This is a genomic window from Flavobacterium sp. N2550 (assembly GCF_025947265.1).
In the GTDB taxonomy this organism is placed as follows: domain Bacteria; phylum Bacteroidota; class Bacteroidia; order Flavobacteriales; family Flavobacteriaceae; genus Flavobacterium; species Flavobacterium endophyticum.
Genome location: NZ_CP110007.1, coordinates 1,939,651 through 1,965,774, shown reverse-complemented (window position 1 = coordinate 1,965,774; position 26,124 = coordinate 1,939,651). Strand labels below are relative to the sequence as shown.

The window sequence follows — 26,124 nt, the reverse complement described above, 5'->3', positions numbered from 1 at the left end:
ACTAGACTGCCTCATTAAATTATAACTACAAAAAAAGGCTCGATAAATCGAGCCTTTTTATATGAAAATATCTTTTATTTATATTTTGTTATTATCTGCATTGTTATGCATGTCTTCAATTCTTTTGTGTTCTGCATCAGAGATGGTATCACAAAGAACTGGTGTTGCAATAAACAATGATGAGTACGTTCCTACGATGATACCTACAAGCATCGCGAATATAAATCCGCGGATAGATTCACCACCGAAGATAAACATGATCAACAATACCATAATCATTGTCAACGAAGTGTTTAATGTTCTTGACATTGTAGTATTAACAGATCTGTTTACGATTTCGTTGAAACTTCCTTTTGTTTTACCAGCTAGGTACTCACGAATTCTATCAAATACGATTACGGTATCATTCATTGAGTATCCAATTACAGTCAGGATTGCCGCGATGAAATGCTGGTCCATTTCCATGTGGAATGGCATGAATTTATAACATAATGAGTAAATTCCTAAAACGAAGATAACGTCATGAGCAACAGCTGCAATCGCACCTAAACTATATTGCCATTTTCTAAAGCTTATCATCAAGTAAAGGAAAACGATTCCCATTGCTCCTAAAACAGCCCAAAAAGAGTTAGTTTTGATATCTTTTGCTACTGCTGGTCCGACTTTTGAAGAAGACATAATACCTACAGTCTTTCCGTCATAAGCATTAACGAATTTTTCATACGTTAAATTTGGTCCGTAGTATTTCTTAAGGTTGTCAAATAACATTTTGTTTACTTCAACATCGGCTTCAGAGCTTGCAACATCAATTTTGTATTTGGTAACAATTTTCAATTGTTCTTTATCACCTAATACTTTCGCCTGAACTACACCGTCGAATACTTTAGTAAGCTCATCAGCTACTTCAGAAGCTTCAACTGGTTTTTCAAATCTAACTTGAAAAGTACGTCCTCCTTTGAAGTCAACACCTTCATCCAATCCGTTAATGAATAACGAAGCCACACTCACGATAACTACACAGCTTGAGAAGATATACGTAAATTTCTTTTTACCCAAGAAGTCGTAGTTGAAGTTCGTAAACCAGTTTTTAGACATTGATGTTACGAATGTCAGGTTATTTTTTCTAGCAATACTCCACTCTAACAAGATTCTTGTAATGAAGATTGATGTAAATAGAGAAGTAAAGATACCGATCAACAAAGTAGTTGCGAAACCTTTGATCGGTCCTGTTCCGAAAATGAACAATACCGCTCCAGTTAATACGTGAGTTACGTTTGCATCTGTAATAGACGACATCGCACCTCTCCAGCTGAAAGAAACTTTTACGGCTTCTTCTAGTGTCTTGCCCATTCGCAATTCTTCTTTTGCTCTTTCGTATATAATGATGTTGGCGTCGACCGCTGTACCCATTGTCAATACGATACCTGCGATACCTGGCAATGTCAAGATAGCACCAATACTAGCTAGGATACCAAATAAGAAAAGTAAGTTAACTGCCAAAGCAATGTTAGCATACCAACCTGATTTTCCATAATAGATAATCATCCAAAGAGAAACCAATAGTAATCCAACTAAAGCTGAAGTAATACCATTGTCGATTGCTTCTTGACCTAAAGACGGACCTACTGCATCGAACTGAACGATATCTGCAGAAGCAGGCAATTTACCAGCTCTAAGAATGTTTGCTAAATCTTTTGTTTCAGAGATATCAAAGTTTCCTGTGATTTGAGAAATACCACCTGTAATAGCACCGCTTGTTACACCTGGCGCAGAATATACTACATCATCCAAAACGATTGCGATGAATCCTTTTTCAGTATAGGCTTTTCCAGTTAAAGCTTCCCAATCTTTGGCACCTTTGCTGTTCATCACCATTTCTACAGACGGTTTACCCATCTGGTCAAATTTGTCACTAGCATCAGTCACAACGCCACCGCTCATTGCAGGTGTGTTTTGTCTGTTTCCTTTTAGTGCATATAATTCTAATGCTTCTATCTTTTTAGAGTTAGCCGCTTTAGTTGGGTCAACAATTTGTTGATTAAGAACATTTATAGATTGAGGCTTGCTCCATACAAATTTTGCATAACGCTGCTCTCCTACAAGAAGTGATTTTACTTCTGGCATTTTCAAATATCCATTGATCTTAGCGGTATCTTTTGGAGAGAAATAACCTAAGATAGGACCGTTTCCGAAAGCAACCATTTTGTCAATCCAAGGATTACCACCTTTTACAGCAGTTGAATCTTTTGAAGCATCAGTCAATAGGTTACCGATAGTATCATTAGCCGTCTTTGGCGTTTCTTTTGTATCGATAGCTTTTTCTGTTTTCTTTAGGACTTCGTTTGAAGCCATCAAGAAATTGCTCATCTCCTCTACTTTGTAAGTTTCCCAGAACTCTAACTGAGCTGTACTTTGCAATAATTTTTTGATACGATCAACATCTTTTGCTCCTGGAAGCTCTACCAAGATTCTACCTGACTCACCAAGCATTTGAATGTTTGGCTGTACTACTCCAAATTTATCGATACGCTCTGTCAATACTCTAAAAGCACTTTCTACAGATTCTTTTACTTTTCTCTTGATGATCGTTTTTACCTGAGCATCAGTCATATTGAAAGTAACTTCTTCTAAATTACGGTGTGCAAAAACTTCAGGATCAGCTAATTTCACTGCTCCTTTAGACTCTTGGTCAAATGCGATAAAGAATGCATCGATGTAATCTTGATTACCTTCTTGGTTCTTATCGGCATTTTCTAAAGCTTTGTTGAAAACTGGATTTTTTGTGTTGTTAGCCAGCGTTTTCAAAACGTCTTTTACAGAAATTTGCAAAATCACATTGATACCACCTTCAAGGTCAAGCCCTTTGTTAATCTGCTTATCAGAAACTTCTTTGTAAGTAAATTTTGTGAAGCCAAGATTATAGACTTCTTCTTTCCCGATTGAATCGAGATACTTTACTTCTTTTTTCTCATCTCCGTTAGCAAAAGCTTTTGCATCACTCTTAACGCGATTGGCGACAAATGTGAATGATAGTTGGTAAATACTTACCAATGCAAATAAAATTGCAAAAAATTTAACGAGTCCTCTATTCTGCATTATTACTAAAAATTAATTAAATTTCTTATTGTTGGTGTGTCTAAACAAATAAAACAAGCTAAATCAAGCAGTTATCAAAAATAATACTACTACTTGAGTTATTCGCTTTTTTTTAAAACGAGCAAATATATAATTAACCAAAAGATTAACCAATTAATTTGCTAATTATATCATAAAAAAAAGACTGCAAGAAGCAGTCTCTTAATTTATAAGGTAGGAATTATGCCAAAACCGACTTTAAATCGGCATTCATATTTCTAACCGCATCGGCGCTTTTCGCAAGCAATGCTTTTTCTTTTTCGTCAAGGTTGATAGCAAGAATTTCTTCGATACCGTTTTTACCGATAATACAAGGAACTCCTAAACAAATATCATTTTGTCCATATTCTCCTTCTAAAAATACTGAACAAGCAATCATTTTCTTTTGGTCGTTCAAGATACTGTCAACCAAATAGGCTACAGAAGCACCTGGAGCATACCAAGCCGAAGTTCCTAAAAGTCCAGTCAAAGTAGCGCCTCCAACCATTGTATCTGCAGATACTTTATCTAAAGCCTCTTGAGAAAGGAATTCAGAAACTGGAATACCATTATAAGAAGCCAATCTTGTCAACGGAATCATAGTTGTATCACCGTGTCCTCCGATTACCATTGCCGAAACATCATTAGACGGTTTATCTAATGCTTTTGACAAATAATATCTGAAACGAGAGCTATCCAAAGCACCACCCATTCCGATGATTCTGTTTTTTGGAAGTCCTGTTGCTTTTAAAGTCAAGTAAGTCATTGTATCCATCGGATTTGAAACTACAACTACGATTGTATTTGGAGAATATTTCAAGACATTTTCTGCAACCGATTTCACGATTCCAGCATTGATTCCGATTAATTCTTCTCTTGTCATTCCTGGTTTTCTAGGAATTCCAGAAGTGATTACTACCACATCGCTGTCTGCCGTTTTAGAATAATCGTTGGTTACTCCGGAAACTTTTGTATTAAATCCAGTATTGGTAGCGCATTGCATGATATCCATCGCCTTACCTTCTGCAAAACCTTCTTTAATATCTAATAAAACTACTTCGCTGGCAATTCCTCTGTACGAAATCACATCTGCACAAGTTGCGCCAACATTTCCGGCACCTACTATTGTAACTTTCATAATAATTGTATTTGTTTATTTGTTGTTTGTTTCAAAATGAAAGAATGCTATGCATCGATATTGGCATACACGGCATTTTTCTCGATAAACTCACGTCTAGGCGGAACCTCATCTCCCATCAGCATAGAGAAAACACGGTCTGCTTCTGCAAGGCTATCGATTGTTACTTGGCGTAATGTTCTGAAATTTGGATTCAAAGTAGTTTCCCACAATTGTTCCGCGTTCATCTCTCCAAGACCTTTATATCGCTGGATATTTGAACCGCCGCCCATTTTTTCTGTGATTTCATCACGCTGCGCGTCTGTCCATGCGTATTCTTTTTTGTTTCCTTTCTTCACCAAATACAAAGGCGGAGTTGCGATGTAAACGTGGCCGTTTTCAATCAACTCTTTCATGAACCTGAAAAAGAAGGTTAATATTAAGGTAGAAATGTGAGAACCATCGACATCGGCATCACACATGATGACTACTTTATGGTATCTTAGTTTTTCTAAATTCAAGGCTTTTGAATCCTCAGCAGTTCCAATAGTTACGCCAAGAGCCGTGAAGATATTTCGAATCTCCTCGTTCTCGAAAACTTTGTGGTGCATTGCTTTTTCTACGTTCAAGATTTTACCACGCAAAGGCAAAATCGCTTGGAAATTTCTATCGCGTCCTTGTTTTGCCGTTCCGCCTGCAGAATCTCCCTCTACAAGGAAAACTTCACATTTTGCTGGATCTTGCTCAGAACAGTCTGACAATTTACCTGGCAATCCGCCGCCGCCCATAACGGTTTTTCTTTGCACCATTTCACGAGCTTTTTTCGCTGCGTGACGTGCTTGTGCTGCCAAGATTACTTTTTGCACGATTACTCGGGCATCATTTGGATTTTCTTCCAAATAATTTTCAAGCATTTCGGCTACAGCTTGGCTTACTGGGGAAACAACTTCTCTATTTCCAAGTTTGGTTTTTGTCTGGCCTTCGAATTGCGGTTCTGAAACTTTTACAGAAATGATTGCTGTCAAACCTTCACGGAAATCGTCTCCCGTGATTTCGAATTTCAATTTTTCCAAAAGTCCAGAAGCATCTGCATATTTCTTAAGCGTTCTTGTCAGACCGCTACGGAAACCTTGCAAGTGCGTTCCACCTTCGTGCGTATTGATATTATTTACGTAAGAAAAAATATTTTCTGAGTAGCTGGTATTGTAAATCAAAGCAACCTCAACTGGAATTTCGCCTTTTTCTCTCTCCATGCTGATAACATGCGAAATAATTGGCTCGCGGTTGCCGTCTAGGAAACGGATGTATTCTTTCAGACCTTCGTCAGAATGGAAAACTTCGCTTACGAACTCTCCTTTGTCATCTTTTTCTCTTCTGTCGGTAAACGTAATCGTGATACCTTTATTCAAGAAAGAAAGCTCACGCATACGAGCAGACAGGGTATCGTATGAAAACTCCGTTGTCTGCGTGAAAATCGTATCATCTGGATAAAAAGTCTGGATAGTACCTCTTTTTGTAGTCTCTCCGATTTGTTTTACCGGATAAAGGGCTTTTCCTTTTTCGTATTCCTGCTCATAGATTTTTCCATCGCGGTGAACCGTAGAACGCATGTGATTTGACAATGCATTTACTACCGAAACCCCAACCCCGTGCAAACCTCCGGAAACTTTATAGGAATCTTTATCGAATTTACCTCCGGCACCAATCTTAGTCATTACAACTTCAAGTGCAGAAACGCCTTCTTTTTTATGAATATCTACTGGAATTCCACGACCATTATCTTCAACGGTAACGGAATTATCTTCATTAATAGTAACGGATATGGTATCGCAATGGCCGCCCATCGCTTCATCGATCGAGTTGTCTACAACTTCATAAACTAAATGGTGCAAACCTCTTACACCTACATCTCCAATATACATCGACGGACGCATTCTAACGTGCTCCATCCCTTCTAATGCTTGAATACTATCGGCTGAATAATTGCTCTTCTTGATTTCTTCGCTCATATATAATTTGTCTAAAAAAGGTATTTTTTTGTTTAACGAACAAATATATAAAAACAGGAGTGATAATCAGCTATAAATGGAGATTTTAGCACTTAAGTTATCAACATTTTTAAGGTTTTGGCATAAGTTTTTTAACTTGCTACGACTTATTTTCAGAAAGTATCTTAAACGTAAAAAGCGCCACTAAAAGTGAACGCTTTTCAACAAACAAACTAAACTAATATTTAATATCTAGGCAATAGCATTGGGCTTTGCAATTGCAGTATCTGCTTGGACGTGGGCAGCATTTGCACGGCCACTTGGATCTTGGTTTTCCTGCCATTTCGGTATCCATTTTCTCACGGTTTGAGCGGCGCTCAATTGTGGAAAATGTTTGTGGAATATATCTCTATAGAAATAAGCTTCTTTGGTTTTTGGAGTGTTATACGTAAATCGCTCTCCGGCTTTTTCTAATTGGTAATCTGTAATCTGTAACGAACAATATTCAATCAAAGTGTCAATCCAGCTATAACCTACACCATCAGAAAACTGTTCTTTCTGTCTCCATAAAACTTCTTCAGGGAGATAGGGATTTTCTGGCGTATCGAATGCTTTACGCAGAATGTACTTTTCTATTCCATCGTAAGTTTTTGGCTGTTTTTCTTCTGGCTGAATTCTGATGGCTAAATCCAAAAACGCTTTGTCTAAAAACGGAACTCGTGCTTCTAGTCCGTGAGCCATTGTGGATTTGTCTGCGCGAAGCAAATCGGCTGTAAATAGCTTTTGTACCCTTTCGATAGTTTCTTTCTGAAAATCTTCTGTAGATGGCGCATTTCTGAAATACAAGTAGCCTCCAAAAATCTCATCGGCTCCTTCGCCAGATAAAACAACTTTCACCCCCATATCCGTAATTGCTTTTGAAAGGAAATACATCGGCGTACTAGCACGAACCGAAGTCACATCATAGGTTTCCAAATGCCAGATTAATTTGTCTAGAATTTCAATGCCTTGTTCAATTGTAAAATGGATTTCATGGTGTTCCGTTCCTAAAAATTCGGCTACTTTTCGCGCTGCTTTTGCATCTGGCGCTTCTGCATCTAAACCAATCGAGAATGAATGAAGCGTTTTTCCATTTTCCTTGAGCAGTCTGGCCGCAATTGATGATGTAAGCGACGAATCCAATCCTCCTGAAAGCAATACTCCAATTGGCACATCGCTCATTAGTCTTTTTCGAGTCGCCTCTGTCAAAGATTCGCGTATTTTAGATAAATCCAAAGCTTCAGTCGCTTTTTCATGGTCTTCATATTCCGGCCTGTAGTATTTCACAAAACCTGTTTTTTGCGTATAATAATGTCCTGGAGGAAAAGTCGCAAACGTCTTGCATTGATCTGCTATCGGCTTCATTTCTGACGAAAAATAAATACGCCCTCTTTCATCTAATCCATAATATAATGGCTTTACTCCTACCGCATCTCTACCAGCAATAAAATCATCGCCATTGATTACGACAAAGGCAAAATCCCCGTCCAGCATGTTCAAAAAATCATACCCAAATTCTTCGTACAAGTGCACAATTACCTCTGAATCGGATTTTGTGCGAAACGTATGGTGTTTCAAGACTGTATCTCTCAATTCTTGATGGTTGTAAATTTCTCCGTTATGAACCATGTAGGCCGATTTTGTGCCTTTTATCGGCTGTCTTCCTGAATGCAGGTCGATAATAGACAAACGTTCATGGCTCAGGATATGTCCGTTTTCTGTTATATGCAGATCACTTTCGTCCGGACCGCGATGCGACATCCTTTTTGAAAGCTGTTTTACCAATTCTTCATCTTTTCCTTTTCCTATAATTGCTAAAATTCCACACATAACTTCATTCTTTAATTTGGTTGTTTTGATAAAGCAAATTTGAAGTATTTGTTTTATTTAATAAAGTATAATTTATTTTTTAGTTACATATTAAAACTAAAACAGGAATTTTTAATTATTTAATAAACATATTGGCACTAAAAATAGTCTGTTTGGTTTTATTCTATAAAAAAAGCCATCGCATAGGATGACTTTAAGAATTTATATTTTTCTAAAATGTTATTCTACACTTTCAATCAGGTATTTAGTGCCGTTGATTTCAAAACTATATCCGGCTTGCTGACCAAGCAGCTTGCTTCCTAATGGCGACTGAGGCGAAAGTGCAATAATGTTTTTGTCTTCTATTTTTATTTTGGGAAGCGCAGCGCTCATAAACAGCAGGATACCATTCGCTTTTATGATACTTCCGATAGTTATTATCTTGGTTGTTTTAGACGCATCAATCTTATCTAAGATATTTTTCTGTTCTAGAAATTCTTTCAGCTTGTGGTTTAATTTTTCCTGTTCTATATGCATCATAGACAAAGCGGTTTCGTGTTTGTCCCCAGCAGAACCTTTTGCATCGTTTTTAGCATCTTCGGTTAGGTTCGAAATCATGTCATGGAAAACATCGATTTTATCTTGAACCAATTGTTTGTAGTATTGGAGTGTTTTTTCTTTGAAGGTCATTAGATACTTATTTTTAAACGCGGATAAAACATAGACGCTGTTTCTCGCTGATTTTTTGAAATAAAAAAGCCTACAAATTTAATGCAGGCTTTTAGAAATTTAATTATTACTATCAAAAATCAAACTTGTAGCTAGCTCCCAACATGACTTGAATTCCTTGTACAGGATAATTCAGCCATTTTTGGTAGTCTTGGCTTGTGAGGTTATTTCCTTTTAGGAAAGCCGTAAGCCTGTCATTGTATTTATATCCGACATGGGCATTTAAATCAAAATAACTATCTAAAGTAACAGTCTCTAATTCATTTCTCAACAGCGAAGTATAGCTGAAAACGTCTTTTCGCTCTCCAACAAAAAAGAGGCTGGTTCCTGCATACCATTTTTCAGTAATATTAAAATCCAGATTGGCTGCAATTTGAAGTTCTGGAAGATTCCATGCTTCTGCCTGATCGTCTGTTGTATAGCTATTGAAGGTTCCGCTCACGCCGAAAGAAACATTTTTAGAAAGATCGGCTTTCAGTTCTCCAAAAAAGCTAATCGTTTTTACGTTATCATACACAACATTGAACGAATTTCCGAAAGCATAGCCTTCTTGATTTGCGTTTTCATTGTTATACGGATTGTTCAAGAACATTGCTTTCTGGTCTTCATTCTTGTATGAACCTCGGATATTAAAACCGACGTTATTTGCAATTTTACCTTTCAATCCTACATACACATCGTACTTTTGATCCGTCGGAGCAATACCTAGAGTCGGCGATACGAAGAAATTCTCTTGTACTAAATCACGATACGAATTTTGTTTTAAGCTTCCTTCTGCTCCTGCATACGCAATCATGACATCGCCTACGATTCTGTAGGTAGCCGTAATCTGCGGATAGACAAAAAACTTATTGTCGCTATTTTCGTTATCCATACTGTAGAAAAGTCCGGCACCAAGATTAACCGTCAAGTCATCTTGTTGGTAAACAAAACTTGGCTGTACACCAATGTTAGTATATCCATAACTGATATCGGTCAAGCCGAAATAGTCTTTTTCAAAAGAACCGCCTAGGTAATCAATGATGAAATTGGCATTGATTTTTCTTCCGGAAACTTTAAAACCGACAGTCGGCTTCACATAAAATCGATTTTCAGACGAACCGAAAGCATCAGAAAAATGATTGAATTTCAGACTCGCTTCTTTAAAAATACTTTCTTTCGCACTGAATCTTCCTCCTACATAAATATTTTGGTAGGTCTGCTGCGGATCGATACTGCTGATTAAGTCTTGCCTGTCTTGCGGATCGGCAAGGTCATTGGCAAAATCGTTTCTCAGTCCATACCAATTGTAAACTTGATGCTGATAGCCTGCATCTACATTCCAAGAAAAGTCTTTCTGCTGGTTTCCGTAAGTTAAATCAAGCGACGTATTATAAAATTTGTCATCTAACAAAATATCATCTATGCCGCCTTGAGACGAAAGGTGACGGAGCATTCCTCCTACGTATTCATTTCTGTTTAGGTTTTCGGTAACAAACAATTCGGCATTCAGCGTGCCGTAATTCCCGACGCCTAAAGTCGCATAATTTTTATATAATTTTTCTTGTTTTGTCTTATCGACAGCAGCTGCCCTTCCTTTTGCCGGAGTAAATGTCGAGGCCACAGGAAAGGAAAAAATATTGTATTTGATTTCTTCTTTTTTGGTATTGTCTTCGTCTTCTAGCGTCGGTGTTTCTTTTACCTTGAAGGCATCAGAAATAGTTGGCGTATAAGGCTTCACCACATTCACGACTTCTGTCCCGATATTCTCATCCTTCTTTTGCGCAAAACCAGCCTGTAAGCCTGCAAAAAGAAACAGTAAAGCAATTTTATATTGAATTTTATGTGTCATATTACTTGTATTGAATTTAGAATAAGATGTGATTAATTTTGAATGGATGAGTTGCGTTTTGCTTCTTCTCCTTTAATAATATCCAATTCTTTTTGGGCTTCTTCGATAACATCTGGATAGTCTTTGAAATTCTTGACAACGCTTTCCAATATATAATTTGCTTGGAAACTGTCTTTTAGTCCGTAGAAATTTTTCGCCATCACGACCAAACCTTTGGCTCCAAAATATTTATATCCTGAATAATCTTTTGCTAATTTTTGAACAGCCGTGTTTGAAGCTTCAAATTTTCCGTCTTTGTTTTTGAAATAGGCATCATAAAACAAGGCTTCGGCTGCTAGCTCTCCTTTAGCAATCGTAAGCAATTTTGCATACGCTGCTTTTGCTTTCACCTCATCGTTGATTTTTATAGCAGAACGCGCCACAATTACTTGAGCATCACTTTTTACTTTATCATCTGTTTTTGCGTTCGCCAAGACTTTTTCGGCATAGACAACCGAATTTTCATAATCTTTTTGCTCATAGTATGATTTCATCAAATTCGATTGCGCAAAAGTGATATTTTGCGGGTAATCTGCTTCTGTTTCCAATCTTTTCAATACTGGAACTGCTTTTGCATAATCAGCTTTTTTAAGCAGGATTTGCGATAAGCGTGCCAACGATTGTTCTGTAAATTCGTTTCGTGGTTTTGCAATCACAAACTCGTAATTCGGAATTGCATTATTCTCTAAACCATCAGCAAAATAGGACTGTGCCAGGTAGAAATTTGCTTTTAGGGAATTGATTCCGTTTGGAAATTTCGCCACATAACCGCTCAAAGCTGTAATTGCAGGCTTGACATTATTCTGCAGGTATTGTTTTTCTGCGGCTTCATAAGTGTCATTATCTAGTTCGGCATCAGAAACCTCAACAAAATCTAGCGTTCTTACCCAAGTAGCATATTCGTCTACTTTTCCGTTATCCAAATAAATCAATCTGGCGGTAGACACGGCTTCTAAAGCTTCTGGAGTATTCGGGAATTCTGCCGCGACCTTTTTCAATTTCGCTAAAGCCAATTCGTCTTTTTCAGCATTATAATAAACCAAACCTTGACGCAAGATTGCTTTTGAAGCATAAGAACTTCCTTTGTATTCTGCTATCAATTTGTCATACGTCTGAACGGCACTTTCAGTTTTCTTTTCAGTCACATAGGTGTTTCCAAGCTCATAAAGTGCATCATCGCGCAATTGCGATTTCGGGAAGTTTTTGACGAAATTGTTCAGGTCTTCAATCTTTTTATCGTTTCTGGAAACAAATCCGTAGCTGATTGCTTTTTGGTAGGCCGCATAATCCGCATCGACACCTTTGATCTCGATTGCCTTGTTGTACGCATCCATTGCTGGCCAGTATTTTGCCGAAACATAATAGCTGTCTCCCAAACGTAGATAAGCGTCATTCAAGCGTACTTTATCATCTTTAGGCCCTGAAATATAGCTTTGGAAATTAGTCGCCGCTTGGTCGTAATCTTTCAGCTTGAAATACGCGTATCCCAAGTTGTAATTGATGTTTTTGTATTCTGGCGTATTTTTAGCTTCTGCATCACCTAAAAACTGCTTGTATGTCAAGACGGCTTCATTAAAACTATCTAAAACGTATTCTGTTTCGGCTTTCCAGAAAGTGGCTCGTGCTGTAAATTTAGCGTTGCTTCTTTCTCCCAATGATTTCTTGAACATCGCCAAGGCTTCTTGATAGCTGCCGTCGGTATACAATTCCAAACCTCTGTAGAAAGTCACTTTTTGATACGCTTCTCGATTGGATCCTTTATTTTTTTCCAACAACACTAGAGCTTCCTTGTAGTTTTTTGAAGTAATATATGAATTGATCAAAAGTGTCTCGATTTCTGGCCTGCTCGGATTATTTGGATATTTTTCAATAAATCCGTTTAATACCGCAGGAATACTTTGGTATGAGTTCCCAATTTCATAGCTCAATTTAGCATAATTCAGATAGGCATCTTCTTGGATTTTCGCATCAAAAACCATTTCCGAAGCATTTTTAAACGCATTTAAAGCTTGCTGTTTCTTATCGGTTTTCAAATAGCTTTCTCCCAAATGGTAATAGGCATTCTGTGCTACGAAATCTTGTCCGTCGATAATTTTGTTGAATTGGGAAATCGCATTTTCGTAGTCATTTTGCTTGTAATATGCGTAGCCTAACTGGTAAAAATCGGTATTGTTCCACTTCCCTTTTTTGCCTTTGTATTCGTTCAAGTATGGAATCGCCTTGTCGTATTGTTTTAGGTTGAAATAACTTTCCCCGATAATCTTGTTTAGTTCTGATTTTTCCATAGCATTGGATTTCGCCATAGCTGCTTTTCCTAACTCGATTGCTTTGTCAAATTTGCCGAGCTTAAAATTCATGTCTGCTTGGAAATACGACATTTTCTCTTGGTATTTTTCCTCACCAGAAACCTCATCAAATAATTTTGTTGCTTTGGTATAATCATCCGATTCATAAGCCATAAATCCTAAATAGTATTTTGCTTGGGAACCGTATTCCTTAGAATTCAGCACTTGATTGAAGTAGTTAGTGGCTTCTTTTTTCTTTCCAGCAGTAAAAAAGCTATAGCCTTTTTGGAAGTTATATTTTTCTCTATCGCTGTCGCTTAACGAACCTTCATCCACTTTATCAAACCATTTAAGCGATTGCGGGTATTTTCCTTGCTCAAAATAATAATGCGCTACCTCGATATACGCCTGGTTCTGCTTTGTGCTTGTTGGATAGTCTTCTACAAAACTTTCCATCATCTGATCGGCATTGGCCTGATTCAAACGAATAGCACAATTGGCAATGTAGTAGGCACAATCGGCTTCAACATCAGAATTTTTAGTATTATTTTCAGCTTTTACTTTTTCGAAAATAATTTGTGCAGCTTGGTATTGCTTGTCATTGTAAAGCGAAACTGCCTTATTGTATTCTGTTAGATCGTTAGTGTAAATTGCCGTCTGCTGTGCAAAAACCGAAGTGGTTCCTATGAATGAAAACAACAGAAATAACCTTGAGAGTCTGTGCATTTTTAATGGTTTTGTTTAAGATTCAAATATATCAAATTCTTAAGTTTATAACGGAAGCCTCTTTGGGTTTATTGTAAACAAAATTTTTAACATTTCTCAAATACAAGGTTTACGCGTGAAAAAGAGCGTTTTAGAACCTGTAAATTTTATGCCAATCATAAATTTCTTTTAAATTTCATAAAATACATATCACGGAAATTTAATTTTTTATAATTTTACATAACTAATTATATACTTAATTATAAAATGAATTTATTCGAAAAAACAGGAAAGATGGCATTAGGAAGTCGATTGCGCTTGCTGACTGCAAAAGTGACCGAAGATGCCTCAAAAATATACGAATTGTACAATGTGGAATTTTCTCCAAAATGGTTCCCTATCTTTTTTATACTTTCAGAAGAAGGCGAAAAAACAATTACGGAAATTGCTAACGATGTAGGCCATTCACAGCCATCAATTACAAAAATCATCAAGGAAATGACTATTGCTGGCTTGGTTCAAGAAAACCTGAAGACGAGCGATAAGCGTCGGAATATGGTTGCTCTGACCAAAAAAGGAAAAATTTTGTCTGAAAAATTCAGTATACAATATCAAGATGTAGGCAATGCTATTGAAAGTATCATGAGCGAAGCAACTCACAATTTATGGGAAGCTATTGAAGAATGGGAATTTTTATTAGAACAAAAATCACTCTTCAAAAGAGTCCAAGAGCAAAAGAAGCTTCGTGAAAGTAAAAATGTACAAATCGTAGACTATGAAAGTCGATACCACTCCGCCTTCAAGTCGCTGAATGTGGAATGGATTTCTACGTATTTTGAAATGGAAGAAGCGGATTACAAAGCCTTGGACAATCCAAAAGAATACATCTTAGACAAAGGAGGAAAAATACTTGTCGCACTTTATGATGATGAACCTGTTGGCGTCTGTGCTTTGATCAAAATGAACGATACCGATTTTGAAATGGCAAAAATGGCTGTTTCTCCAAAAGCACAAGGGAAAAATATCGGCTTTTTGCTCGGCGAGGCTATCGTCAAAACCGCAAAAGAATTAGGCGCTTCAAAATTATATTTGGAAAGCAATACGATATTGAAACCTGCCATTAATCTTTATTATAAATTGGGTTTTCAAAAAGTAGCTGGACTTCCAACACCCTACAAACGATGCAATATTCAGATGGAATTGAATTTATTGGAAAAATAATATTGGAAATTCATCAAAAACTAGAAGATAATTCTTAAACTTTAGAAAGTGATTTACAATTTAATTTTGATAAAGCACGTTAACTTATTACTTTTACCACATAAACGAAATTATTATGTCGCAACCAGTGCTTTTTTTGAGAAACGTAAATATCTATCAAGAGAAAAATCTCATTTTATCCAACGTAAATATTGAAGTAAAACACGGCGAATTCTTATATATTATTGGAAAAACCGGTTCCGGAAAAAGTAGTTTCATGAAAACTTTGTATGCGGATCTTCCGTTAACAGAAGGTCAAGGCAGCATTGTTGATTATGACCTTGCGGCATTGAAGGAAAAAAATATTCCGTATTTGAGACGTAAAATCGGAATTGTTTTCCAAGATTTCAAATTGCTTCCTGATCGAAATGTAAACGAGAATATGGTATTTGTCTTAAAAGCCACTGGCTGGACGGACAAGCAAGAAATGCAAGACAAAATCGAAGAAGTTTTAGAAAAAGTCGGAATGAAAAATTTCGCCAACAAGATGCCGCACCAATTATCAGGAGGCGAGCAGCAGCGAATTGCCATTGCAAGAGCTTTGCTAAACGATCCGGAAATTATCTTGGCCGATGAGCCTACGGGAAATCTTGACCCGCAAACTAGCGTTGAAGTCATGGAGGTATTGCGAAAAATCAACATGAACGGAAAGACTATCATCATGGCAACACATGATTATGCGTTATTGATGAAATATCCTGCCAAGACCTTAAAATGCGATAGCGGTTCTGTATTTGAAGTAGTCCAGAGAACGGTTTAATGATTTCAATCTTAATCCCGACATATAATTTTGATGTTTTTCCGCTTGTTTCTTCCTTACACGAACAAGCAAAAAAGCTAACTATTGAATACGAAATTATATGCTTGGACGATGCTTCAAAAAATTATCATATTGAAAATCAAAAAATTAACACACTAGATCATTGCTCGTATACTATCTTAGAAAAAAATATCGGTCGAAGCGCCATACGTAATCTTTTGGCAAAAAAAGCACGCTTTGAAAACTTGTTGTTTCTTGATGCTGACGTAATTCCGATAGAGGAAGATTTTGTTTCCAATTATGTTTCCCAAATTAATTCTGAAGAAAAAGTAGTGTACGGTGGGATCCGCTATCAAAAGGACAAACCTGGCAAAGACCAGATTTTAAGATGGGTCTATGGCAATTCGAGAGAAGCTCTTCCTGTTGAGCAACGTCAGAAGAATCCGTATCTAGCGTTTCTGACCTTAAATTTCATGATCAAAAAGTCAGTTTTCAAAACTGTTTCTTTTAATGAGGAAATTCCAAATTTGAGGCATGAGGACACGTTGTTTTCTTATGATTTAAAAAAAGCTGGCATCAAGGTCGTCCACATTGAAAACCCAGTCTATCATCTGGGACTGGAAAGCAGCAAGGTCTTTTTAAGAAAATCCGAAGAAGCTTTAATCGGACTCGACTATTTAATCGACAACAAATTGATTGTTCCAGAATACGTCAAGTTATCTGAATACTACAAAACATTGAAAAAATATGGCATGAAAGGCTTATATTTATTCTTTTATAAAACTTTCAAGTCCGCTTTTTTAAATAATCTTTTAGGAAAAAATCCATCATTATTCGTTTTTGACCTGTTCCGATTAGGATATTTTTGTGATTTAAAAACAAAGTAGCATGCCTTTATTCTCTGTCATAGTTCCCTTATACAACAAAGAAAAAAGCATCCAAAACACTTTAAAAAGTGCTCTGGACCAGGCTTTTACTGACTTTGAGATTATAATCATAAATGATGGCTCTACCGATAAAAGCGAATCCAAAGCACTCGCAATTAACGATTCTAGAATTAGGCTGTTTTCAACAGAAAATCAAGGTGTTTCGGCTGCACGAAATTATGGAATAGCAAAAGCTTCGGGAACTCTTATCGCTTTTCTGGATGCAGATGACTATTGGTTTCCAAATCATTTGAAACAACTGTCAGAACTTTATGAAATGTTTCCACAATGTGGTCTTTATTGCACAAATTATGAACGGTTTTACAATCCGAATAAGATTATCAAACCAACCTATGTAGCTATTCCTCATCATCCATGGAAAGGCATTGTAAACGATTTTTTTCAGTCAAGCTATATCGACAGAATTGCATGGACATCTGCGGTAGCTGTGCCCAAAACAGTTATTGATACGGTTGGGAACTTTAAAACGACAATTACTTTAGGAGCCGGAGAAGACACCGATTTATGGTTACGAATTGCTTTACGATTTGATGTTGCTTTTGACAATGAAATTTCGGCAAGGCATATGCTAGATGCTGAAAATAGGGTTTCATTGGCAAGTACTTTGAAGCGTTCTTTTGCGAAGCTTGACGAATTTAAAGAGGAAGAGAAAAATAATCCGTCATTAAAAAAATATTTAGATCTGCATCGGATTTTCTTTGCAATACGCCATAAACTAGCCGGAGATGTAAAGACTTTTGATTTTTATATGCAGTCTGTTGATCGTTCAAATATTCCTTTCAAAACGAAAATTATATTGGCGATGCCGACATTTTTGATCCGAAAGTTATATGCTTTCAAAAAATATCTGGAGCAGAAAAATATCTTGATTTCAATCTACGATTGATTTACATACGCTAAAAACTGATCAAACTCTCTGATATAGTCATCTTCTTCATAAACTTCTGAGGCAATAACAAGACATACTGCTCCTGATGAAAAGTTTTCTAATTCTCTCCAGATTGTTGGTTTTATAAGAAGTCCTTTGTCTGGTTTGTTGAGTGTAATTATCTGATTTTCTTTACCATCGTTTAGTACAACATCGAAGCTCCCGGATAACGGAATCAGCAGCTGTATCAAGTTTTTATGCGCATGTCCGCCGCGATGAGAATTGCTCGGGACATCAAATAGGTAATAAACACGCTTGATATCAAAAGGAACGACGTCGTTTTCGATAACGGCAATATTTCCTCTATAATCTTCAATTTTTGGGATTTCAATAATTTCGATATTCATTTACCTATTTGTTAATTTTTAAATATTCTAGCCATTCAGCACCAATTTTTTCTACAGAAAAACGCTGTATGCTTTCCAATGCATTTTCTTTGCAAGTTGCCAGCAGCATTTCGTTTTGATCCATCTCATTAATCGCATGCACAAATTCCTTAAAATCTTGATCTTTGACCAAAAGTCCATTCTTGCCATGCTCTATTAATTCATTAGGTCCCGACTTGCAATCAAAAGAAACAACTGGTACGCCGCAAGCTAAAGATTCAGTGATAATATTAGGCAACCCTTCATGTTTGCTCGTCAGCAGCGTAAATTTAGCGCGTTTTATAAATTTAAACGGATTCTTTTGAAAATCCAAAAACACTACCTTATCTTCAACCTCTTCGGATTTCGCTAATTCCTGCAAATATTTTTTTTGAGGACCATTGCCTAGCAGAACCAATCTTATATTTTTCATCGGAAGTCTTGAAGCGGCATAGGCCTTAATCATCTTGTCAAACTGCTTGTTGTTGTCAAAAACCATTCTTCCGGCGGCCAAAACGTATTCAAAATCCAGATCGATATTTTCTTTTGAAAGAACGGTAATTTTATCAATTTCAAGCGGATTATAAATCGTTGTTACGTTTTTATAGCCGTATTTTTCCTTAACCTTCGCTTCAATTTCTTTGGATACGCAGACAATTCCGTAGGCGTTAGAAAAAATAGTCTTTGCTATAAGATCATTTTTCGGAAAATACCAATCCGTATTATAGCTATGAATCATCACTACATAAGGAACTTTATAAATCATCTTCGCTATTAAAAATTCCTTAAGCTGGTTGTTTCTAGCGCGTACGTCGATAATGTAATCAAAATTATGTTGCTTGATATACTTTTTAAGCACCAAAAATCTTTTGAGATTGTTTAAAAGTCCATTGCCATTGTCTTTCAGCTTGCCGAGGTTCAGCAATTTTCCAGAGAAATCGTAGGTTATCTCATCTGTGATGATCACATTATGAACATCAATGTTTTTGCTGAAAAAAAAATTTGATAAAATAGCATGAATCTTGTCGGCACCGCCATTTGAAAGATTATTTCCAATCAAACATATTTTCGTTTGATGCATCTGTTGCTACTTTTTTAATTATTTTTGAAACAAATATAAACAATTATGAGGATTCTACTCGTTGGAGAATTCAGCCGATTACACAATTCGTTAAAGGAAGGACTTACTGCTTTAGGACATGAAGTGCATATTGTAGGTACCGGAGATGATTTTAAAAAATATCCTGTTGATTTCTCAATTGCTTCGAGAGTAATTCCTTCTAATGGCTTATTTCGATTCTGCAACAAGGTTTTCAAGAAAGTTTTTATGCTGGATTTGGAAGCATTGGAAAGAGCCTCTAGATTCCGAAAACTTTTACCTCAACTGGAAAATTACGATGTCGTTCAATTGATTAATTCAAATGCAATTGAAACTTCGCCTAGACTGGCGGAAAAACTTTACCGAAAACTATTTGCGCAAAACAAGAAAAAATTTCTGTTGATTTGTGGTGACGAAACCCCAATTGTAGAAGTCTTATTAAAAAACAATTTAAAATATTCGGTACTTACGCCATATTTTAATGATGCTTCAAATAAAAAATATTACAATTATACTTTGAGTTATGTTGGAAAGCAGCAGGAAAAGCTTTTTGATTTCTTGAAATCTAACTGCGATGGAATATTGGTTTCTGATTTGGATTATAAGATCCCGATGGAACAGACAGATATTGATTTTTCATTGATTCCAAATCCGATAAATACGGATAAGCTTAAGTTCTCGTCGATAAAAATTGATTCAAAGATTATCATTTTCCATGGTATTAATAAATACAGTTCTGTCAAAAAAGGAAGTGCTATTTTTTTAGAGGCGTTATCAAAAATAGAAGTAAAGTACAAAGACAAAGTCGAAATCATAATAGTGAATAGCTTGGCTTATGACGAATATCAAAAATATTTGCAATCGGCTCATATACTTCTTGATCAGATCTACTCTTTTGACCAAGGATATAATGCTTTGGAAGCCATGGCGCAAGGAAAAGTCGTTTTTACGGGAGCTGAATCTGAATTTTACGACTATTATCAATTAACCGATAAAGTTGCTGTAAATGCTTTGCCAGATGTAGATTCTATAGTAGATCAACTATCGTTCTTAATTGAAAATCCAGAAGAATTAGCTAAAATGGGTAGGAATGCACGAGCGTTCGTTGAAAAGGAGCATCATTTTATTAAAATTGCTGAGAGGTATTTAGAAAACTGGCACTAAATCTATAGTCGAAAAAAATAATTCATGAAAACAATTTCAACAAATACCATCTACTGTTCTTTATTTTTTATCGTTGTAGCCATTTATTGTTTATTCACGGCACACTATGGATTTGAAACTTGGGATACTGGATATATTCCAAGTTTTTCATGGAGAATTGCAAACGGGCAAGACGTATATAAGGATTTTGTCTATAAGGCGCCTCCGTCAACCTTATATTTTCAAGCCATTTTCATTAAAACACTTCCTGTAGCGGCCCAATTTTATTATATAAAAATTGTCAACTATTTGCTGTTTGCTTTGCAAGTATTTTTAGCGGTTAAAAGTTTTACTAATTTTTATCCGCTTCCATTTAAATTTAATAAGTGGGCCTTAATGACGGTAGGATTTGTCATTTCATTATTGAATTTCACGGCGTATCCGTGGCCTACAACAGATGGCCTGCTCTTCGCTGTAATTGCTTTATATGTTCTCTCTTTAAGCAGGAATGGAAAATCGAGTATACTGCAACTTTTGGCAATCGCTTTTTTTTGTCTCTTATCAGCACTTACAAAACAATCCTTTTATTTAATTCCTTTTGGTTTCTTTTTAGTGATTGCCTGTATGCAAGGAATAAAAAAAGGCGTACAATTCTTAGCTTTTTTATTGGTCTTCATTTCACTATTCTTTTTGTGGATAAACTACACATCGTCTATTAATGATTTTCTAGAGCAAACAACTGGACAGACGCATTTTAAAGACCTTCTTTATTCAGGTTTTTTAGATTATGTGTGGACGTATCCTAAAGCATCTTTTTTACTGCCTTTAATCATTTTGCTGGCTTATTTATTATTATACTTTCCAAAAAAGAAAGCAATCACTTTTCCAGAATATTTAAAAAATCTCTCTATTGTTCTGCTTGTCGTTTCTATTGCTTTATGCGTTTTTAGAGAATTTCTGATCGCTTCAAGGATTGCAATGCTTTCTGCTACTTTTGCTGTAATCAGTAAGATAATTAAAGATCGAAATAACTTCAGGTATTATATTCCAATTCTCCTGACGCTTTTGATTGCTTGGAGCTGTTCAATAAGCATGGGTTACAATTATCCTATTTTCTTTTCAACTGGCATAATCTTATCATTAACAATCTTATTTTCAGAAGACTTAGACAAAGCCTATAATCCGAAATTATTTATTTTGGGTGGAAGTATTATTTTACTATTAGCCTATTCTTCCAACTTTAGGCCTTATAGAGAAAAACAAATTTCTGAATTAAATTATCCTTTAGATACTATTTCTCCAAAGCTAAAATACCTCAAAACCAATAAAGACAACAGAAACAAGTTACTCGATCTTAAGTCTCTGGTTGAAAAATACGGCAATCGTTATATTGTTGCTCCAAGTTTTCCAATGGCACATTACGTATTTAACACTCAAAGTGTTTTACCTGCAGATTGGCTAACAAATAACGAAGTAAACAGAGACCCAAGTCGTTTTTTAAAGATTGCGTCAGAAAAAGAAAATTTTATCTTTTTAGAAAAAAGCTTTCTTGATGGTAGTGAGGAGTTTATGTTTGACAAAAAAGAAGATTTTAGCGTAATTGCCGTATACATCTATAAAAACTTCAAAAAGATAGACGAAACAAGACATTTCATAATCTACAACACTATAGAAAAAAATGAAGAATTTCCTGTCATCGCAAGAAAATCAGTTCATTAAAAAATATTAATTATTTTTTTTAGAATAGTGGAAATATATCTTTAAAATTTGAAATGGGAAGATCAAAAACTCTTTTAGTTTTATAGATGTTTTGCCTTTTTCGATCCAAATATCCAATGGATATTCGCTAGCAGTTGTTAGAAAGTTGGGATATGTTGTTTTATAGCGCATTAGCATTTCGACATCAAAAATCCATCGCGTTAAAAAAGGTTTTTCAAAAAGTCTTTTTGCTACGTCGGCCTTGATGATTTTTGCACCACACTGAGTATCATAAACCGGAACGCGTAAAATGAATTTACTTATTATAGTGGCAAAAATTCGTCCAAAATAGTGCCTTACCTGCGATCTAATAACTTGATTACCTAAAAGCTTTACGCGGCTTCCCAAGACAATATTTAGGTGGGGATTTCTTTTTGCATAGTCCAATAGTTTTATCATTTCTGATACAGGCGTTGAAAAATCAGCATCCAGATAGCCGATATAGTCGTATTGATTTTGTGCATGAAGCATACCTTTTCTTATGGCCTCGGCTTTCCCTGAATTTTGAGACAAATCATAAGTTTCACAATTTGATAATTTATCAGAAAGCCCTTTTAAAATACCTAAAGTAGCATCTGCACTACCATCATTTACCAATAAAAAATCTATCTCTTTTGATTCTTCAATGATTTGGAGATATTCATCAGATGATATTCTTTTTTCTTCGTTGTAAAAGGGTATGATAAAAAGACTTTTGTTCATTCTAAAGTTCTTAGTATTAAAATTAATAAAGGTAATAAGACGTTTATATTATAGCTTCATAGTGCTTCTAAAATAAATACTCAACACCAAAAAATACAGCAGATATGTAAATGCATGTGCCATCACTATGCCTTCTATACCATAATCCGCTATAAAAAATAGAGTTGAGGCGTATAAGACGGTTAAAGATAATAGCTCAGAAATAATAAAAGCTACTGTCATTTTTTTAGCAAAGAATTCAAATCCAAGGATAAGCGATGCTACTTTAAGCGTGTCACCTATCAGCTGCCACTTGAATAGGTTTTCGACGGGCATAAAGTCTTTCGTAAACAGAAAAGCCACAATGAAATGCCTTAGCACATAAATGATACCAGCGGTAAAAATAAAAATCGGCAAAATGGTCTTATAATAGCTATAAAAAACAGTTTTAGTCTCTTTTTTTGCGGTAGCTAATATTAATTTTGGCAGAAAATAAACAGTCAGTAAGGTAGAAATAAACATCAGATAATTGGATGAAATTCTTTCCATTGCTGACCAGTATCCGGCTTGTTCTGCACCCAATTTTTCAATCACATTGTTCCGAATTGCCAGAAAGACCAATGGGCCTAAGAATCCCGAAACTAGAGCCATAAGTGAAAACGACGATAGGCTTTTGATGATGCCAAAATCAAAAGACTGGAAGCTGATATATTTCCATAAATCCATCTCGGCTCTAAAATAAAGAAAGGTAACAAACAAGAGTAAGGCTGGTGTGACAACTACCGAAATCAAGGCACCTGCTATGTTGAGTTCCCAAATTAAGATTATAGAAACGATGAGCCCAATAATACTACCAAAAATATTGATGTAGATTATCTTATTGTATTTTCCAAAACCATTCAGTATGCTTACCAAAAAGACATTGAGGACATAAAACGGTACAGAAAAAGCTAAGACAATAAATACAAAATCAAAATTGTTATGAGCTCCGAAAACCTGCTCGTTCCAATAGCTACTAAATAAAAAAAGGACAAGGGCAAATAATAAAGAAGAGCACAATAACGTAATAAAAGTGGTCGAAATTATTTTTTTGATATGAGCTTCGTCATTTTGATTTTCTGCCGCATATTTCACTATTCCATTTTGGAAGCCTAATGTCGTAATCGTTTCTACCGAAGAAAAAAAGTTCCTCATATTTCCGACCAACGCCATTCCGGGAGCTCCTAAAAAAAGAGCAATGATCTTGGATGACAGAATTCCTATTAAAATTTTTATGACAACACTGATACTATTCAAAGAGGTTACCTTGAACAGTGACGATGCTACTATTTTTTTTATAGAAATCAATTAGAATTTATTAATAATTTCAATCACATAGCCAACCTCTTCCTCGCTCATGACAGGACTTATCGGCAAGCTCAAAACTTCCCTGTGAATCTTTTCAGTAATCGGGAAAGATAATTCTTTGAGAAAAGAAAGCGCTTTTTGCTGGTGAGGCGGAATCGGATAATGAATCAAGGTTTGGATATTATTTTTCAGTAAATACTCTTGAAATCCTTTCCTATCAGCTGTCCTGACAACAAAAAGATGAAAAACATGATTATCGGAATCGTCATAAAACGGCAAAGTAATCTTATTGTTTTTTATTTCGGACAAATACCGTCTTGCTATTTTCTTCCTGATCGTATTTTCGGCATCAAGATTGGGCAATTTTACAGTTAAGAATGCTGCCTGCAATTCATCCAGTCGGGAATTAATTCCGATATAATCATTAACGTACTTTGTTTCGGATCCGTAGTTGCGTAAAGAAAAAACCATTCTTGCCAATTCTTCATCATTTGTGGTAATGGCCCCCGCATCGCCCAAAGCGCCTAAATTTTTACCTGGATAAAAGCTAAATCCTGCGGCATCGCCTATGCTTCCTGCTTTTTTTGAATCTAAAATAGCTCCATGGCTTTGCGCCGCATCTTCAATCACCAACAGTTTATATTTCTTTGCTATGGAATTAATTTCTTGCATCGGAGACAACTGTCCATACAAATGAACAGGCAAAATTGCTTTAGTTTTTGGCGTAATGGCCTTCTCTATTTCTTTTGGGTCGATGTTGTAGGTTTCAAGATTTGGCTCGACTAAAACAGGAACTAAATCTGCTTGAAGTACCGCTAAGATACTCGCAATGTAGGTATTTGCAGGAATGATTACCTCATCTCCTTTTTGAATTTTGCCTAATTGAATATACGCTTTGAAAATCAAGACCAAAGCATCCAAGCCATTTCCAACGCCAATACAATATTTGGCGCCGCAATATGCCGCAAAATTATGCTCAAAAGCTTTGATTTCTTCGCCTAAAATATACCAGCCTTTCTCTGAGATATCTTTTAGCTTTGCTTGGAAAGCCGCTTCATACGGTTGGTTTATTTTCTTTAAATCCAGAAATTTTATCATATCAAAACATTTTCTAGCTTGTTGTAATTGGAGGTTGAGATTTCATAAAAATCTTGAGTCAGAGTCCTTGCCCCAAAACTTTCCTTCCAAAAAATAAGTCCTTCATTAAGTTTTTGTCCGTTTTGTTCATTAGAAATTCCAAAATCAAAAAACCGCTTATCGGGAAATACATCAACAATCAAATGATAGTACAGAAGGTCTAACGAACCTAGCTCGTTTTTATTATTTTGTCCAGAAACATACTGAGGATGAGCAACATTTTTAGAAATAAAAATAGTTGTCCCTGCAACAATCTTATCTTGATAATACACATTAAAATGCCTGATGTTTTCTGGAAACAAACGATGCAACTTTTCGATTTCTTCAACAGTATGAACTGGTTTTGCGCTATGCTTTTCTGAGATATTTGGAATCAATATTTCCTCCCAAAACAACTTAAAATTAGGCTCTTCTTTGATTACCAAGTCCAACTGCTGTCCCCTCCTTACGCAAGCTCTTCTAGCTCTAGAAATCTTGTATGGTTTAGAATTATCAATAACAGACAAAGCATCTCTTCGTGTCAATTTTGCATCGACTAAGAATAAAGCGTAATTTAATTCGTCGGAAGGAAAATCAAAATAAATAGAAGGCATCATCTTGAAATGAAGCTTTTGGATTCCGTTGGATTCTAAAAACTGCAATACGCTCTTGAAAATTGAAATCATTATGGATTGTTTCATCTTTTCATCGCACACAATTCCTCCATAAGTCAATCCTTGATGAGAAAAAATAGCGTCGCCAACAACATTAGCTGGCAAGACCGCTTCCCAATTTTCACCATCTAAAATAATCAATGAAAAATCCTGAAACCTATCGCTGTGGTATTCCATAAAATCTCTATGAAATAAAAATGTCGCATTTTTGGCTTTATCCACAAAAGCGTTCCAATTATCGTAGTCTTCGGCTTTATATTTTCTGACTGTATAGTTTCTCACGGCCTATTTTTATGCTTTGGAAAAGTACTAATTTTTTAGATAAGATTAAGGCATTCGCAAAAGGTAATTTTATTTTGTTAACATACTCTATTATAAATAAATACTATC

The 26,124-nt window shown here is 35.9% G+C and carries 19 protein-coding genes; 6 read left to right on the top strand and 13 right to left on the bottom strand.

What is annotated here, in order from left to right; translation table 11 throughout:
• Nucleotides 1–78: 78 nt before the first annotated feature.
• From secDF to OLM56_RS08645, 7 genes are all read right to left on the bottom strand, one after another.
• Entirely contained in the window at nucleotides 79–3,096 is a 3,018-nt protein-coding gene (secDF, locus tag OLM56_RS08675; RefSeq protein WP_182494582.1) for a protein translocase subunit SecDF, read from the bottom strand.
• Between the two features lie 220 nt (nucleotides 3,097–3,316).
• The gene (mdh, locus tag OLM56_RS08670) at nucleotides 3,317–4,252 is read right to left on the bottom strand and encodes a malate dehydrogenase (protein WP_264526671.1); all 936 of its coding nucleotides are present in this window, start codon (nucleotides 4,250–4,252) and stop codon (nucleotides 3,317–3,319) included.
• 47 nt (nucleotides 4,253–4,299) lie between these two features.
• Complete coding sequence (gene gyrB / locus OLM56_RS08665) at nucleotides 4,300–6,240, bottom strand: DNA topoisomerase (ATP-hydrolyzing) subunit B (protein WP_121377682.1); 1,941 nt, start codon at nucleotides 6,238–6,240, stop codon at nucleotides 4,300–4,302.
• A 231-nt stretch (nucleotides 6,241–6,471) separates the two neighbouring features.
• A complete protein-coding gene (asnB, locus tag OLM56_RS08660; protein WP_264526670.1) occupies nucleotides 6,472–8,088 on the bottom strand; it encodes an asparagine synthase B in 1,617 nt (538 codons plus the stop codon).
• Between the two features lie 219 nt (nucleotides 8,089–8,307).
• Nucleotides 8,308–8,757: a hypothetical protein gene (locus OLM56_RS08655; RefSeq protein WP_264526669.1), complete on the bottom strand. Its 450-nt coding sequence runs from the start codon at nucleotides 8,755–8,757 to the stop codon at nucleotides 8,308–8,310.
• A 112-nt stretch (nucleotides 8,758–8,869) separates the two neighbouring features.
• On the bottom strand, nucleotides 8,870–10,627 hold the full coding sequence (locus OLM56_RS08650) for a TonB-dependent receptor (RefSeq protein WP_264526668.1): 1,758 nt from the start codon (nucleotides 10,625–10,627) through the stop codon (nucleotides 8,870–8,872).
• A gap of 32 nt (nucleotides 10,628–10,659) precedes the next feature.
• Nucleotides 10,660–13,677 (bottom strand): tetratricopeptide repeat protein, encoded by a 3,018-nt coding sequence (locus tag OLM56_RS08645; protein ID WP_264526667.1) that lies wholly within the window; start codon nucleotides 13,675–13,677, stop codon nucleotides 10,660–10,662.
• 246 nt (nucleotides 13,678–13,923) lie between these two features.
• On the opposite strand from OLM56_RS08645, the gene OLM56_RS08640 reads away from it, so the two are divergent.
• The 4 genes from OLM56_RS08640 to OLM56_RS08625 all read left to right on the top strand — a co-directional run bounded on the left by OLM56_RS08640 (nucleotide 13,924) and on the right by OLM56_RS08625 (nucleotide 17,509).
• Complete coding sequence (locus OLM56_RS08640; RefSeq protein WP_264526666.1) at nucleotides 13,924–14,877, top strand: helix-turn-helix domain-containing GNAT family N-acetyltransferase; 954 nt, start codon at nucleotides 13,924–13,926, stop codon at nucleotides 14,875–14,877.
• A 115-nt stretch (nucleotides 14,878–14,992) separates the two neighbouring features.
• Nucleotides 14,993–15,676, top strand: a complete 684-nt coding sequence (locus OLM56_RS08635; RefSeq protein ID WP_121377676.1) for a cell division ATP-binding protein FtsE — start codon at nucleotides 14,993–14,995, stop codon at nucleotides 15,674–15,676.
• Nucleotides 15,676–16,563 carry a glycosyltransferase family 2 protein gene (locus OLM56_RS08630; RefSeq protein ID WP_264526665.1) on the top strand — a complete coding sequence of 296 codons (888 nt, stop codon included), beginning with the start codon at nucleotides 15,676–15,678 and terminating at the stop codon, nucleotides 16,561–16,563. Before OLM56_RS08635 ends, OLM56_RS08630 begins: the two co-directional genes overlap by 1 nt.
• Nucleotide 16,564: 1 nt before the next feature.
• Nucleotides 16,565–17,509 (top strand): glycosyltransferase family 2 protein, encoded by a 945-nt coding sequence (locus tag OLM56_RS08625; protein ID WP_264526664.1) that lies wholly within the window; start codon nucleotides 16,565–16,567, stop codon nucleotides 17,507–17,509.
• Here the strand turns inward: OLM56_RS08625 and OLM56_RS08620 are convergent.
• A complete protein-coding gene (locus tag OLM56_RS08620) occupies nucleotides 17,500–17,898 on the bottom strand; it encodes a sugar 3,4-ketoisomerase (RefSeq protein ID WP_264526663.1) in 399 nt (132 codons plus the stop codon). The two genes, OLM56_RS08625 and OLM56_RS08620, sit on opposite strands and share 10 nt — an antisense overlap.
• A gap of 4 nt (nucleotides 17,899–17,902) precedes the next feature.
• Complete coding sequence (locus OLM56_RS08615) at nucleotides 17,903–18,997, bottom strand: glycosyltransferase (protein WP_264526662.1); 1,095 nt, start codon at nucleotides 18,995–18,997, stop codon at nucleotides 17,903–17,905.
• A 45-nt stretch (nucleotides 18,998–19,042) separates the two neighbouring features.
• Between OLM56_RS08615 and OLM56_RS08610 the strand changes: the two genes are divergently transcribed.
• Together OLM56_RS08610 and OLM56_RS08605 are read left to right on the top strand one after the other, a co-directional pair.
• Nucleotides 19,043–20,179, top strand: coding sequence for a glycosyltransferase (locus tag OLM56_RS08610; protein WP_264526661.1), 1,137 nt, complete (start codon nucleotides 19,043–19,045; stop codon nucleotides 20,177–20,179).
• 24 nt (nucleotides 20,180–20,203) lie between these two features.
• The gene (locus OLM56_RS08605; RefSeq protein WP_264526660.1) at nucleotides 20,204–21,877 is read left to right on the top strand and encodes a hypothetical protein; all 1,674 of its coding nucleotides are present in this window, start codon (nucleotides 20,204–20,206) and stop codon (nucleotides 21,875–21,877) included.
• A gap of 6 nt (nucleotides 21,878–21,883) precedes the next feature.
• On the opposite strand, the gene OLM56_RS08600 is transcribed toward OLM56_RS08605, so the two are convergent.
• Genes OLM56_RS08600 through OLM56_RS08585 form a run of 4 tightly spaced genes read right to left on the bottom strand, consistent with a single transcriptional unit; the run spans nucleotide 21,884 to nucleotide 26,016 of the window.
• A complete protein-coding gene (locus OLM56_RS08600; RefSeq protein WP_264526659.1) occupies nucleotides 21,884–22,618 on the bottom strand; it encodes a glycosyltransferase in 735 nt (244 codons plus the stop codon).
• Between the two features lie 48 nt (nucleotides 22,619–22,666).
• Nucleotides 22,667–23,944 carry an O-antigen translocase gene (locus OLM56_RS08595; protein WP_264526658.1) on the bottom strand — a complete coding sequence of 426 codons (1,278 nt, stop codon included), beginning with the start codon at nucleotides 23,942–23,944 and terminating at the stop codon, nucleotides 22,667–22,669.
• Nucleotides 23,945–25,042: a DegT/DnrJ/EryC1/StrS family aminotransferase gene (locus OLM56_RS08590; RefSeq protein WP_264526657.1), complete on the bottom strand. Its 1,098-nt coding sequence runs from the start codon at nucleotides 25,040–25,042 to the stop codon at nucleotides 23,945–23,947. It lies immediately after the preceding gene.
• Nucleotides 25,039–26,016 (bottom strand): GNAT family N-acetyltransferase, encoded by a 978-nt coding sequence (locus OLM56_RS08585; protein WP_264526656.1) that lies wholly within the window; start codon nucleotides 26,014–26,016, stop codon nucleotides 25,039–25,041. Before OLM56_RS08585 ends, OLM56_RS08590 begins: the two co-directional genes overlap by 4 nt.
• Nucleotides 26,017–26,124 lie beyond the last annotated feature (108 nt).